Genomic DNA, 13740 nt, shown 5'->3' with positions numbered 1-13740 from the left:
ACCAGACCATCCAAGCCATGGCTGGACTTCAGGTATTTTGAGCATGTATTGGGCTATCACCTTTTCTTCAGCCAGCCTGTAACGACATGGGACGCTTCGTTGACGATGGTTGGTACTAGCTGTTCAGGCATGCGTTCGTTGGTAATGCCATTGAAGAGCAGTTGTGTATTTATCGCCTTGCTTGCGGCCACGCTCTTCTGCAGACATTCGGCGCTGGTGGGTGCTGGGTTGCTATCAGGTTTTGCGGCCCCCCAAAAAAATGGCTGCTGGCCGGGCTCTGTACACTGTTGCCCGAGCACCGTCGCCGCCGTTGCCCGATACCCGGTTTCGCGCGTTCAGGGGGCTTTGGGGCGGATCGGGCGCGGAGGGCGGTCCTGTCTTGGCGGATTGCCGAATGTTGTGGCAGTCGACGGTGCGCGCTTCAGGCATCGCCCTTTGCGGCCGATAACCCCAGCGTGGGGCAGGCCATGTGCACTTGCGTGGGCGCCGTGCCGGTGTTCAAACGTCACGGAAATGATGCTTCGCAGGGTGCTGGCCGTTGCGCCAGTCTCGAAAACAACCAGGGGATGCGCCTTGTTGCCCAGGCCTTTCCCGTCAGGAAGACCCTATTGCCTGTCCCCATCTACGATCCTCAGCATGCCCCCGGCGGCAACCTCAAGCGCCTGCCGCTGCTCAAGGCCGCGGTGGCCTTCATTGCCACGGTATTCCTGTGCCTGTGCGGTTTGCTGTATCTGCAGTTGGAGCAGTCCTGGCGTCATGACCTGGCTCAGGCTGAGGTCAACTCCACCAACCTGACCCGGGCCATTGCCCAGCAGGCCGAGGACACCTTCATGGAGGCCGACCTGGTGTTGATGAGCCTGTCCGAGTGGATCCAGGCTCTGGGGGACGGGCCACGGCAGCGCCCGCGCCTGCAGCAGATCTTTGCCCGGCGGGTGCAGGCCCTGAGCCAGTTGAGCGGGGTGTTTCTCTACGACAAGCAAGGCCAGTGGGTGGTCAGTTCGTTCAACGATTCGCCCCACGGCAAGGATGTTGCCGATCGCGACTACTTCCGCTTTCACCAGCAGAACGCCTCGCTGCAAGCCCATATCAGCCCGGCGATTCGCAGTCGCGCCAACGGTGAATGGATCATCCCCATCTCGCGCCGGATCAATGACCAGGATGGCCATTTCCAGGGCGTGCTGATGGCCGGTATCAAGCTGGCGTATTTCGATCAGTTCTTCAAAAGCTTCAATATCGATGAGCGGGGCGCGATGTTCCTGGCCCTGTCCGATGGCACCCTGATCGCGCGGCGGCCATTCGAGGAGCGGCAGATCGGTGCGTCCCTGGCCCGGGGCGAGATCTTCAGCAAGTACCTGCCCGAGGCCACTGCCGGCAATGCCATGATCACCTCGATCGTGGATGGGGTGACACGCCTGTATGGCTATCGCCAGTTGCAGGCCTACCCGCTGGTGGTGGCCGCGGCAAACTCCAAGGATTCGATTCTCAAGGGCTGGTACGCCTCGGCCTATCAATCCTCGGCCATCGTCGCTCTGGTGCTGTTGGGGGTGGGGCTGTTCGGTTGGGTGTTCGTCAGTCAGGTGCGCAACAACGAACGGATCGAGACGGACCTGCGCAACGCCCAGGAGGCGCTGGAGGTGATCGCCACCCATGACAGCCTCACCGGCCTGGCCAATCGGCGTTTGTTCGAGCGTTCCCTGATGATCGAATTTGGTCGTGGTGCCCGGCAACACAGCCCGTTGAGCCTGATCATGGTCGATATCGATTACTTCAAGCGCTACAACGATACCTATGGCCATGTGGCGGGCGATCACTGCCTGACGGAGGTGGCCCAGGCCCTGAAGGGCTGTTGCCAGCGCAAGGCCGATCTGGCGGTGCGCTATGGCGGCGAAGAGTTCGCGGTGTTGCTGCCTGATACCGATATCCATGGCGCGCTGGCCATGGCCGAACAGATTCGCTGCAGTGTCATGCAGCGCAACATTGCCCACTCCGGGTCCCCGGTGGGATGCGTGACGGTCAGCCTGGGCTGTTATGCCTTCGTGCCCACCGGGCGCGACAGTATCGAGATGTTTATCGAGCGCGCGGACGAGGCGCTCTATCAGGCCAAGGCCATGGGCCGCAACCGTGTCATGGCATTGCCAGGGGCGCGCGCCGGGGAGCCCTTGCAGCGCTCCGATCGTTGAGGTGCTACCAACGCTTGCAGAACACCTGATTGGCGTAGGCGTTGCCGGCAAATTAATACGCGGTGTGGCCGATGCAGGCATATCCCTGGGCTTGATAAAAGGCCTGTGCCCGGTGGTTCTCAGACCACACGGCGAGCCACAGGCACGGGGTATCGCTGTTTTCCACCCGGCTTTCCACCTGTTGCAGAAGCGCCTGGCCAACGCCTTGCCGGTGCGCGTGACGCTGCACGTACAGGCGCACCAGTTCCACGGCATCGGATAACTCCGGGAGCGGCGGGCGGGCCTGGCGGCTGAATTCCGCGAACCCCAGCAGGTGCCCGTTGCGTTCAGCCAGCCAGAGGCTCCTGGCGCGATCTTCGAGGCGCTGGCGGAACTGCTCCGGGGCGTAGACGCTCAGGGCCTCCTGTGCCAGGTCGCTGCGCATGCCATCGGTGGCGTAGGTGTCGAGAAAGACCTGGGTGGCCAGGCCGCTGATGCACAGCGCATCCCCGCGCTCAGCGTGACGTAGGGTGAAATCGACCGGCATGGCTACATCCTTGTAAAGGGGGCTGGTTTGAAGGTTCAGGATCGGCTGACACAGTGTTGCAGGTGCTGGCGGATCGTCGTCGATGATGCAAGAGCGCACGTACTTACGCGGGCGCCCATCGGGCATGATGCCTTGCTGTCGTGCCCGGGACGCAGGATCGCAGCGCGAGATTTCACCGGTGATGCACTGCACCCGCCCCCGGGCCGTATGTGCAAGGGCATGGCCCCGCACCAAGCGCTGGGCCTCGACGTTGCCGAAGCGACGCTGCCACTCGAAGGGGGACTATTACAGAGTCGTCCCTGGCGCTTGGCAAGGGGCAATCCAGGGGCAAGGCAATAAAACATATCAATCGAATTTATTGTCGGGATTCCCTGCTTCTGGCTTATACATAGCGCCGACCCGCCAGGGTCGGTTGCGACCCTGGGCGACCCTCATTTCAAGGATTTGTGCATGAGCCAGCCGCACCTGATGGACTTTGACCTGTACCTGCAGCAACTCGGTTACCCGCGCGCGCCAGCGCCGACCCTGGAAAACCTGCGGGAGTTGCAATGGCGTCATGTCTGTCGTTTTGCCTTCGAAAGCCTGTCGACCCTGTTGCGGGTGCCGGTGCCCATCGACCTGGCATCCGTGGAGCGCAAGATTCTCCACGAGGGGCGCGGCGGCTACTGCTACGAGCTCAACCAGAGTTTCCTGGCCTTGCTGCAACACCTGGGCTACGAGGCCCGGGGCATCACCGGGCGGGTGGTGATGGGAGGGCCGGAGGATGCGCTCACCGCTCGCAGCCATCGGCTGACCCTGGTGCATCTGGATGGGCAACGCTACATCGCCGACGTCGGCTTTGGCGGCATGGTGCCCACCACGCCCTTGCTGCTGGACACCGAAGAAGAGCAGGCCACGCCCCATGAGCACTATCGCATCACCCGGCGCGAGGGCAGCTACACCCTGCGCGCCAAGGTCGCGGAGCAATGGCGGGCTCTCTATGTCTTCGATCTGCAGGTGCAGGGCGATGTGGATTACGAGATGGGCAACTGGTACGTCTCCACCCACCCGGATTCGCCCTTCCTCGGTCAACTGAAAGTCGCGCTGATAGGGCCTGGAGTGCGCCGCACGCTGAACAACGGCAGCTACGCCCTGCATCGCATGGGGCAGCCCAGCGAGCGACGGGAGATCACCGAGGCCGGGGAATTGATGCGCCTGCTGCAGGACGAGTTCGCCTTGCGCCTGCCCAACCCTCCCGAACTGCGGCGGGCGCTCGGACAATTGCTTGGGTCCTGATTTTTCCGGTTTTGCAGTGCTCGCCAGGGCGGGCGCGGAATCGATTCCCGGTTAAATCTGCAGGGGCCTGCTCCTTAGACTGCACCGGCAAGCCGGTCATTTCTCAAGGAGAGAATCATGCACAAAACACCCCGTTCAAGCCTGCTCGACAGCACTGGTGCATCGCTGAGACGTTTCCAGGCAGGGCTGCTCGCAGCCCTGTTGGTCGTGCTCGGCCTGTGGGCCAGCGCCAGCTACGCCGTGCCCAATCCCGACGGCAACTACAACCTGAGCATGGACGCCCGTGCCGGTTCACCCTATCCACCGTCGAACAACTACAACGCCGATCTCACGGCTTCCGGTGCCGGAGCGGCGTACACCGTACCGGTCAGTCGCCATCACATCATTGCCTACAACCAGCTGCGGGATTTCTACATGTCCGTGGTGCAGCGTGGGCATCTCAAGGAGCTGAAAGGGTTCTGGGACGGCTTTGGCGGGCGCTTGCTCAGCTATGGGCGGGACAACCAGGTCAACGTCACCCCGGCGGTACAGGCCGACTACGACCAGGCCACGACCCTGCTTGAAGAGATCGGCCGGGGCGTGGTGCGGGCCAACGCCGGCGTGCCGCCACGGCCGCTGGGCTGGGACACCTTCCATGGCTTCTACACCTGGATGCCGTGGAACCTGTTCCTTGGGCCAAACGGTCGCAATGATGACCCGGGTGAGGCGTTCGAGCGTAACGCCCAATACATCATCAAAAACACGGACACCTGGAACACCATCATCAATCTGCGGGACAACATGCTGAGCTATACCCGTGATGGCAACCTCAAGACCCTGGCCACCATCAACTCGCAATTGCTGCGCTTGTCGGCGCGGACCAAGGTCTATCCGCTGGTCAGTGATCAGTGGGTCCGTGTTGCCCCTAATGTGTACAAGATCCGGGTTCCGGCCCAGTAATTGTTCCGCAGATGCGAGGCCTGAGCCGATCCGGCAAGCGGATCGGCTTTTTTCATCCTGTTTTTCAACCCCTGGAATGGCGTGAAGCAACGCGCGCGAGGGCGCCGCTGGTGCCCGCTGCTCGGCTGAGCGATGGCTCTGGGGCGGCTTTTCAGGCTGGTGAAGGGGAGGCAATCGAAGGTTTTGCCCGGGGTGTCCGTTGATGGGGGTCAAATAAATCCCGAATGGCAAACTGTATACAATCCTATGGACAGTTGTCTTGGATGTTGCATACAGTGTGCGCATAACAAAAACAGGGAACCCCACACCATGAATACGCCCCAGGTTTCACAGCAACGGCCCGAAGATGAAAATTTGGGTATTGGCGCGAATATGGCCTATGGCCTGCAACACGTGCTGACCATGTACGGCGGTATCGTTGCAGTGCCCTTGATCATCGGCCAGGCGGCCGGTCTGTCGCCGGCGGAGATCGGCTTGTTGATTGCGGCCTCGTTGTTCGCGGGAGGGTTGGCGACGTTGCTGCAAACCCTCGGCGTGCCGTTTTTCGGTTGCAAACTGCCGCTGGTGCAAGGGGTGTCCTTTGCGGGTGTTTCAACCATGGTGGCGATTGTCACCAGTACCGGGGAAGGCGGCTTCCAGTCGGTGCTCGGGGCGGTGATCGCCGCCTCGCTGATCGGTCTGCTGATCACCCCGGTGTTCTCGCGGATCACCAAGTTCTTTCCTCCCCTGGTCACCGGCATCGTCATTACCACCATCGGCCTGACGCTGATGCCGGTCGCGGCGCGCTGGGCCATGGGCGGCAACAGTCGTGCGGCGGACTTTGGCAGCATGTCGAACATCGGCCTGGCGGCCCTGACGCTGGCCCTGGTGTTGCTGCTGAGCAAGATCGGCAGTGCGGCGATTTCCCGGCTGTCGATTCTCCTGGCAATGATCATTGGCACCGTGGTTGCGGTGTTCCTGGGCATGGCGGACTTTTCCGGTGTCACCCAGGGGCCGATGTTCGGTCTGCCCACGCCTTTCCATTTCGGTATGCCGACCTTCCATGTCGCGGCGATCCTGTCGATGTGCATCGTGGTCATGGTGACCCTGGTGGAAACCTCGGCGGACATCCTGGCGGTGGGTGAAATCATCCACACCAAAGTCGACTCCAAGCGTTTGGGCGATGGCCTGCGTGCCGACATGCTGTCGAGCATGATCGCGCCGATCTTCGGCTCCTTCACCCAGAGCGCCTTTGCCCAGAACGTCGGGCTGGTGGCGGTCACCGGGATCAAGAGCCGCTTCGTGGTCGCCACCGGTGGGCTGTTCCTGGTGATTCTCGGTCTGCTGCCCTTCATGGGGCGGGTGATTGCCGCGGTGCCGACCTCGGTGCTGGGCGGGGCTGGTATCGTCTTGTTCGGCACCGTGGCCGCCAGTGGCATCCGCACGTTGTCCAAGGTCGACTACCGCAACAACATGAACCTGATCATCGTTGCCACCTCGATCGGCTTCGGCATGATCCCGATTGCCGCGCCGAGCTTCTACGACCATTTCCCCAGCTGGTTCGCGACGATCTTCCATTCGGGCATCAGTTCCTCGGCGATCATGGCGATCGTGCTGAACCTGGCGTTCAACCACTTCACCGCGGGCAACTCCGACCAGCAGTCGGTGTTCGTCGCCGGCACCGAGCGCAGCCTGCGCTTCCAGGACATTGCTGCGTTGCGTGAAGGCGACTATTTCAGCGGTGGCAAGCTGCACGATGCCGAAGGCAATGAGGTTCCGCTGGTGGCTGAGGTTTCGGGTCAGTCCTCGCCGCAGCCTGGTGACGGTTCTGCGCCAAGCCATGCCCGTGGCAGCGCCGAAGTCACGCATTGAGTGCAGGTGTTGCGGCATGAAGAAACGGCGCCCTGATGGCGCCGTTTTTTATTGGGGCGTGATTATTCGAGGTTTTCCAGGGGCTCCAGGGCTTGCAGGACCTCGGGGTTGTCCTGGTACTGGCTGCGCAGGGCGGCGAGCTGGCGATCATGGCCGACACAGACTGCATTGACGGCCTTCTCCAGTTCGGCCCGGCGCTCTTCGTCGTAGGCCTCCTCGCCGGCAAAGTGCAGGCAATCCTCATGACGCTGGATAAAGGCCGTGACCTCGCTGGGAAGTTGTGGGCCGCCGTAATGACCGCCCAGCTGCAGGCGCTGTTCCTCGACCCAGCCGCTGTAGTCCTCGCCATCCTTGGCGATGTACATGACCTGGGCCCAGCCAGTGTCGCTGGAGGCGTACACCGTCAGGCCGTCGCCAGGGATTACATAGAGTTTCTTGTTAACGCAGGCGGTGTCGGGCCCGCTGTGGAAGTGCAGCCGTCCTTCGCCGATGACCTTGGCCTCCAGGGGCGGACGGTATTGGCCGGCCACCAGGGAGGCGTTGTCACTTAGGGTGGCGCAATCCACCGCTGGGCTGGCCAGGGCCGGCAGAGGCAGCAGTGACAGCAGTCCACACAGAGGCAGAAGGCGCAGAGCTCGGTCCATGGCAGGGGTATCCGTTGGGGGGCGTCGAAGGGCGCGATGGTAATGACAAAAACGCGGCCTGTGAATGATCAGAGGCCGCGTGGGCAGACGGCCGCCTGACTATTGCGCCACTTTGTCGAGTTGCTCCTGGCGCACCAGGGACAAGGCAAACCCCACGACCACCGCGGCGGCAGCCGACAGGGTCAGGGGCAGGCCATAGCTGCCGCCGCTCATGGCGGTCCCACTGAGCAGAGGGCCCAGCAGGCTGCCGATGCCCCAGAGCAGGCCGGCACTGGCATTGGCGGTGACCAGGTCCGCTCCGCTGAAGGATTGACCGATCAGCACGATGGCCAGGGTGTAGATACCGCCTGCCGCTGCCCCGAGGATGACCAGGCTCGGCCAGAGCAGGCCGGGGGCGCTCATCAGCAGGGGCAGGCACAGGCCGATCAGCAGGGCGATGCAACCGCAACCCAGGTAGATGCCGGGGCGCCCCAGCTTGTCCGAGAGCCAGCCCAGGGGAAACTGGAACGCCGTATCCCCCAGGAGAATGATGGTCACCATCAGCGCCGCCAGCTTGATGCTGTAGCCGTGGCCGGCGGCGTACACCGGAAACAGCGACAGCACCACGCTGTCGAAAAAGGCGAAGAACAGGATGCCCACGCATAAGGCCGGGGCGATGCGGATAAAGCCCAGAACCGAGAAGCTCCGGCTTTCCTCTTGGATGTTCGCGGCATCTGTCTGCGGCAGGGTCAGCCAGACCACGGCAATCGCGATGGCATATCCGACGCTGACGATCGCCAGCACCGCCGGCCCCTCGGTGCCCAGCCATGACACCAGTCCAGGGCCCAGCAGTTGGAAGAAGGTGAAGCAAGTGGTGTAGACCGCCACCAGGCGTCCACGGCTGGCGTCCTCGGCCATTTCATTGACCCAGGTTTCCCCGAGAATGATGATCAGCCCGGCACCCAGCCCCATGGCGACCCGGGCCAGGCCCAGGCTGTAGAAACTGGCGTCGGGCAGTTCCAGAGCGGCCACGCTCAGCGCACAGAGGCTGAAGCACAGCAGATAGATCTGGCGTCGGGTCAGGCGCTGGCCCAGGGCATTGACCATAAAGGCCGAGAGCATCATTCCCGCTGCCGGCAGTGCCGACATGATGCCGATCTGGTTGTTCGAAGCGCCGGCCTGATACAGGCGCAGGGCGAGGATCGGCACCGTGGAGCCTATGCTCAGGCCGACAATGGAAATGCCCAGGATCAGGGCGGCTAACAAGGCTTTGTTCATGTTCAAGACCCGCGCCCGGCACTTCAGGCGCTGAAAAATAGAGGTGTGCGGACGCGGCGTGACAGCATCCGCCGAGGTACGGGCGAGAGCCGGGCTTGTGCCCTTGGCGTTGGGGCTGGCTTGCTGGCGAAGCGCTGATTGACTGAAGCGTTGCTTTTCAGCGCGTCTTCGCTGGCGAGTCGGCTCCGACAGCTGGCGCCCAAGGTGGCGTGGCGGCGCCGGGCTCAATCGCGGTTAGCGATGGCCCTGGTGCGGGGAGAAGGTGAAGGCGAACAGGACGCTGCGACGACGACGGTTGATCGCGCAATCATGCTGGGCAACGGCCAGGGTTGCCGAAGGGCTCATCGAAGGGGAGAGGCACGGGAACTGTGCTGGCAGGAACATCGTTGTCTGACTGGCCGGAAAAATAGGCGCACAGCCTACGTCAGGCCATTGCGACAAGGCAACCCGACCTTGGCCTGAGTCTTTCGGCTCGACAAAGCATTTCATCCGCATGTCTGGCTGACATGCGGATCAGGAAATTTATTGGGGGGAGGCGCTTTAGCTGATTGGCCGAAAGAGCAGAGCGCTCTTGTAGGGTTTGAGGCAAATCAGTGTAGGAATGTGGCTCCACGACCTGGACTCGAACCAGGGACCCAGTGATTAACAGTCACTTGCTCTACCAACTGAGCTATCGCGGAATGCGCCGTATCTTACTGATTCAAAAAGGGAAGTCAACAAGTCATGAAGATTTTTTTCAGCGCGGCGAGGATCTGAATGATCGGCCGACATGACTTCGAGGGTTTTATTAGCTGGCGGGCCGTTACGTGATCCGATAGGGGCTACCATGGCTGCCCGGAAGTGGTTCCACGCGCTACCGGCCTCAAGCCCGCATAGGTAAGCCTTTATGATCCGCTTCGATGTATCCCAGGTTTCTTCCGTGTTTTTCGCCGCCCGCTGCGGGGTGCTGTCATGAGCATCGAGCAGATCAGCCTGCCCAAAGGGGTGGGGCCTCAGGCCAGCAAGCTGTTGGACGCCATCACCCAGGCCGCTTCGACGCCTGATCTGAATCGTGCCGGCGGCAAGGCCGAGGGTTTTGTCCTTGGACTGGAAAGCGCCAAGGCCATCAAGAGCCAGGTGGCCGAGGCGTTGTACGTGGCGTTCGATGATGCCGCCAGCCACCGCTTGGTTGAACTGACGGGGTGAGGCTGTTCAGCCACCGAAGGTCAGGGTGCCGAGCATCAGTTTGGCCATCAGCGAGCTGGCTGCCAGTTGTACCAGCCACAAGGCCAGTCCGCCGAGAAACACCCCGAGAGCAATTTGCAGGACCAGGCTTTTCTCGCGTTTCTGCGAGCGGGGCCGGTAATGCTCCAGTTCGTCGCGGTCAGCTCGCAGGTCATCGTCTTTCATCGGTTTCTCGATCAGCAGGGGAATACAGGGTCACAGTCTAGAGGCTGTTGGACCAGGCAGGGGAACGGCGCAGCGCCGACAAAAAAGGGGAAGCCTGTCGGCTTCCCCTTTGGGTATCGCTGCGGTGAATCAGATCACTTGCAGGATGGCCTTGGTCACGGCGTCGATGTTGTTCTGGTTCAGCGCGGCCACGCAGATACGGCCGGTGTCCAGCGCATAGATGCCGAACTCGTTGCGCAGGCGGGTCACTTGCTCAACGGTCAGGCCGGAGTAGGAGAACATGCCGCGCTGGCGACCGACAAAGCTGAAGTCGTGCTCAGGGGCGCCTTTGGCCAGCAAGTCGACCATCTGGGTGCGCATGCCGCGAATCCGCAGGCGCATTTCCGCCAGTTCCTGCTCCCACTGGGCGCGCAGTTCCTGGTTGTTCAGCACCGCGGCGACGATGGTTGCGCCATGGGTTGGCGGGTTGGAGTAGTTGGTGCGGATCACGCGCTTGACCTGGGACAGCACGCGCGCGCTTTCTTCCTTGGAGCTGCTGACGATGGACAGGGCGCCAACGCGCTCGCCGTACAGCGAGAACGACTTGGAGAACGAGCTGGACACGAAGAAGGTCAGGCCCGACTCGGCGAACAGGCGCACGGCCGCGGCGTCTTCGTCGATGCCGTCGCCAAAGCCCTGGTAGGCCATGTCGAGGAATGGCACGAGGTTTTTCGCCTTGACCACTTCCAGGACGTTTTTCCAGTCCTGCGGGCTCAGGTCGACACCGGTCGGGTTGTGGCAGCAGGCGTGCAGCACCACGATCGACTGGGCCGGCAGGGCGTTGAGGTCTTCCAGCAGACCGGCGCGGTTCACGTCGTGGGTGGCGGCGTCGTAATAACGGTAGTTCTGTACCGGGAAACCTGCGGTTTCGAACAGCGCGCGGTGGTTTTCCCAGCTTGGGTCACTGATGGCAACCACGGCGTTGGGCAGCAGTTGCTTGAGGAAGTCGGCACCGATTTTCAGGGCGCCCGTACCGCCAACGGCCTGGGTAGTGACCACGCGGCCAGCGGCCAGCAGGGGCGAGTCGTTGCCGAACAGCAGCTTTTGTACTGCCTGGTCGTAGGCGGCAATGCCGTCGATCGGCAGGTAGCCACGGGAAGCGTGTTGAGCGGCGCGAATTGTCTCGGCTTCGACAACGGCGCGCAGGAGTGGAATGCGTCCCTCCTCGTTGCAGTACACGCCCACCCCAAGGTTGACCTTGTTGGTACGGGTGTCGGCGTTGAATGCTTCGTTGAGGCCCAGGATTGGATCGCGTGGTGCCATTTCGACAGCGGAGAACAGGCTCATTTTTACGGCGGCTCTGAATGGAGTGTGGAGGGACGTGTCGCGCTCCAGCCGAATGCACTAGAGCGGTGCACAAACGGGGAGCTAGTATAGAGGCCATCATCGCGGGGGGCGACAGCCGATTGACCTTTTGCGACAAGTTTTTCGCTTTATTTTTCGACCGTTAGTCTTATTGCAACATTCCGGGTGTTAGCGGGTGTAAGACCTTTACCTTGAAAGCCGTGGTATCTGCCTCCACATCCAGCTCATTCCGGTTTTTTCCTCGGCGACATGGGTCGTACGCGGTCTTTCTTGTTCCTGTACGGTATCGCCGCGCACCAATGATCCCAGAGGTAGGTTTATGTCCGAATTCCAGCTAGTCACTCGCTTCCAGCCCGCCGGCGACCAGCCGGAAGCCATCCGCCTGCTGGTCGAAGGCATCGAGGCCGGACTGGCCCACCAGACCCTGCTCGGTGTGACCGGTTCGGGCAAGACCTTCAGCATCGCCAACGTGATCGCCCAGGTGCAGCGCCCGACCCTGGTGCTGGCGCCGAACAAGACCCTGGCCGCCCAGTTGTACGGTGAGTTCAAGGCGTTTTTCCCGAACAACGCGGTGGAGTATTTCGTTTCCTATTACGACTACTACCAACCCGAAGCCTACGTGCCGTCCTCGGATACCTTTATCGAGAAGGATGCCTCGATCAACGACCACATCGAGCAGATGCGTCTCTCCGCGACCAAGGCGCTGCTGGAGCGCAAGGACGCGATCATCGTTACCACGGTGTCCTGCATCTATGGTCTGGGCAGCCCGGAAACCTATCTGAAAATGGTTCTGCACGTGGATCGCGGCGACAAGCTCGACCAGCGTGCCTTGCTGCGCCGCCTGGCGGACCTGCAATACACCCGCAACGACATGGACTTCGCCCGTGCCACCTTCCGCGTGCGCGGTGATGTGATCGATATCTACCCGGCGGAATCGGACCTGGAAGCGATCCGCATCGAGCTGTTCGACGACGAGGTGGAAAGCATCAGCGCCTTCGACCCGCTGACCGGCGAAGTGATCCGCAAGCTGCCGCGCTTCACCTTCTATCCCAAGAGCCACTACGTGACCCCGCGGGAAACCCTGCTGGACGCCATCGAAGGGATCAAGGTGGAACTGCAGGAGCGCCTGGAATACCTGCGCGCCAACAACAAGCTGGTGGAAGCCCAGCGCCTGGAGCAGCGCACCCGTTTCGACCTGGAGATGATCCTCGAGCTGGGCTACTGCAACGGCATCGAAAACTATTCGCGCTACCTCTCGGGCCGTCCTGCCGGGGCCGCGCCGCCCACCTTGTACGACTACCTGCCGGCGGATGCGCTGTTGGTGATCGACGAATCCCACGTTAGCGTGCCCCAGGTCGGGGCCATGTATAAGGGCGACCGTTCGCGCAAGGAAACCCTGGTGGAATACGGCTTCCGCCTGCCGTCGGCGCTGGATAACCGGCCGATGCGTTTTGACGAGTGGGAAGGCGTCAGCCCGCAGACCATCTTCGTCTCCGCCACTCCGGGCAACTATGAGGCGGAACACGCCGGGCGCGTGGTGGAGCAGGTGGTGCGTCCCACGGGGCTGGTGGACCCGCAAGTGGAAGTGCGCCCGGCCCTGACCCAGGTGGACGACCTGCTGTCGGAAATCACCAAGCGCGTGGCGGTGGAGGAGCGGGTCTTGGTCACCACCCTGACCAAGCGCATGGCCGAGGATTTGACCGACTACCTGGCCGACCACGGCGTGCGCGTGCGTTACCTGCACTCGGACATCGACACCGTGGAGCGGGTGGAAATCATCCGCGACCTGCGCCTGGGCACTTTCGACGTGCTGGTGGGGATCAACCTGCTGCGTGAAGGCCTGGACATGCCGGAAGTGTCCCTGGTGGCGATTCTCGACGCCGACAAGGAAGGCTTCCTGCGTTCCGAGCGCTCATTGATCCAGACCATTGGCCGGGCCGCGCGTAACCTCAATGGCCGGGCGATTCTCTATGCCGACCGCATCACCGGCTCCATGGAGCGGGCGATTGGCGAAACCGAACGGCGGCGTGACAAGCAGATCGCCTTCAACCTGGCCAACGGCATCACCCCCAAAGGGGTGTTCAAGGATGTCGCCGACATCATGGAAGGCGCCACCGTGCCGGGCTCGCGCAGCAAGAAGCGCAAGGGCATGGCCAAGGCCGCCGAGGAAAGTGCCCGCTACGAAAACGAACTGCGCTCGCCGAGCGAGATCACCAAGCGCATCCGTCAGCTCGAAGAGAAGATGTACCAGTTGGCCCGGGACCTGGAGTTCGAGGCCGCAGCACAGATGCGCGACGAAATCGCCAAGCTGCGTGAGCGCTTGCTCACCGTCTAA

Annotated in this window: 11 protein-coding genes and 1 tRNA gene; 6 read left to right on the top strand and 6 right to left on the bottom strand. The window is 62.1% G+C overall.

Annotated features, from left to right (window positions below; genetic code table 11):
* Window positions 1–608 precede the first annotated feature (608 nt).
* Window positions 609–2180 carry a GGDEF domain-containing protein gene (locus GGI48_RS04895; RefSeq protein WP_179597287.1) on the top strand — a complete coding sequence of 524 codons (1572 nt, stop codon included), beginning with the start codon at window positions 609–611 and terminating at the stop codon, window positions 2178–2180.
* 52 nt (window positions 2181–2232) lie between these two features.
* Here the strand turns inward: GGI48_RS04895 and GGI48_RS04890 are convergent, their stop codons facing one another.
* Window positions 2233–2706 carry a GNAT family N-acetyltransferase gene (locus tag GGI48_RS04890; protein ID WP_179597286.1) on the bottom strand — a complete coding sequence of 158 codons (474 nt, stop codon included), beginning with the start codon at window positions 2704–2706 and terminating at the stop codon, window positions 2233–2235.
* Between the two features lie 450 nt (window positions 2707–3156).
* Between GGI48_RS04890 and GGI48_RS04885 the strand changes: the two genes are divergently transcribed.
* From GGI48_RS04885 to GGI48_RS04875, 3 genes are all read left to right on the top strand, one after another.
* Window positions 3157–3981 carry an arylamine N-acetyltransferase gene (locus GGI48_RS04885; protein WP_179597284.1) on the top strand — a complete coding sequence of 275 codons (825 nt, stop codon included), beginning with the start codon at window positions 3157–3159 and terminating at the stop codon, window positions 3979–3981.
* Window positions 3982–4098: 117 nt separating this feature from the next.
* The gene (locus GGI48_RS04880; protein ID WP_179597282.1) at window positions 4099–4920 is read left to right on the top strand and encodes a hypothetical protein; all 822 of its coding nucleotides are present in this window, start codon (window positions 4099–4101) and stop codon (window positions 4918–4920) included.
* Between the two features lie 309 nt (window positions 4921–5229).
* Window positions 5230–6771: a nucleobase:cation symporter-2 family protein gene (locus tag GGI48_RS04875; protein WP_179597280.1), complete on the top strand. Its 1542-nt coding sequence runs from the start codon at window positions 5230–5232 to the stop codon at window positions 6769–6771.
* Between the two features lie 62 nt (window positions 6772–6833).
* Here the strand turns inward: GGI48_RS04875 and GGI48_RS04870 are convergent, their stop codons facing one another.
* From GGI48_RS04870 to GGI48_RS04860, 3 genes are all read right to left on the bottom strand, one after another.
* Entirely contained in the window at window positions 6834–7415 is a 582-nt protein-coding gene (locus tag GGI48_RS04870; RefSeq protein ID WP_179597278.1) for an SH3 domain-containing protein, read from the bottom strand.
* Between the two features lie 99 nt (window positions 7416–7514).
* A complete protein-coding gene (locus tag GGI48_RS04865; RefSeq protein WP_179597276.1) occupies window positions 7515–8672 on the bottom strand; it encodes an MFS transporter in 1158 nt (385 codons plus the stop codon).
* 604 nt (window positions 8673–9276) lie between these two features.
* Window positions 9277–9352, bottom strand: a tRNA-Asn gene (locus GGI48_RS04860).
* 271 nt (window positions 9353–9623) lie between these two features.
* On the opposite strand from GGI48_RS04860, the gene GGI48_RS04855 reads away from it, so the two are divergent.
* A complete protein-coding gene (locus GGI48_RS04855; protein WP_047303100.1) occupies window positions 9624–9857 on the top strand; it encodes a hypothetical protein in 234 nt (77 codons plus the stop codon).
* A 6-nt stretch (window positions 9858–9863) separates the two neighbouring features.
* Here GGI48_RS04855 and GGI48_RS04850 read toward each other — a convergent pair whose 3' ends face one another.
* Window positions 9864–10061 (bottom strand): hypothetical protein, encoded by a 198-nt coding sequence (locus tag GGI48_RS04850; RefSeq protein WP_016965551.1) that lies wholly within the window; start codon window positions 10059–10061, stop codon window positions 9864–9866.
* Window positions 10062–10190: 129 nt separating this feature from the next.
* Window positions 10191–11387 (bottom strand): amino acid aminotransferase, encoded by a 1197-nt coding sequence (locus GGI48_RS04845; protein WP_179597274.1) that lies wholly within the window; start codon window positions 11385–11387, stop codon window positions 10191–10193.
* 337 nt (window positions 11388–11724) lie between these two features.
* Between GGI48_RS04845 and uvrB the strand changes: the two genes are divergently transcribed.
* Window positions 11725–13740, top strand: a complete 2016-nt coding sequence (gene uvrB / locus GGI48_RS04840) for an excinuclease ABC subunit UvrB (RefSeq protein WP_016965550.1) — start codon at window positions 11725–11727, stop codon at window positions 13738–13740.

The sequence above is a fragment of the Pseudomonas protegens genome, from assembly GCF_013407925.2.
Taxonomy (GTDB): Bacteria; Pseudomonadota; Gammaproteobacteria; order Pseudomonadales; family Pseudomonadaceae; genus Aquipseudomonas; species Aquipseudomonas fluorescens_AP.
This window is presented reverse-complemented; position numbering and strand designations above follow the sequence as displayed.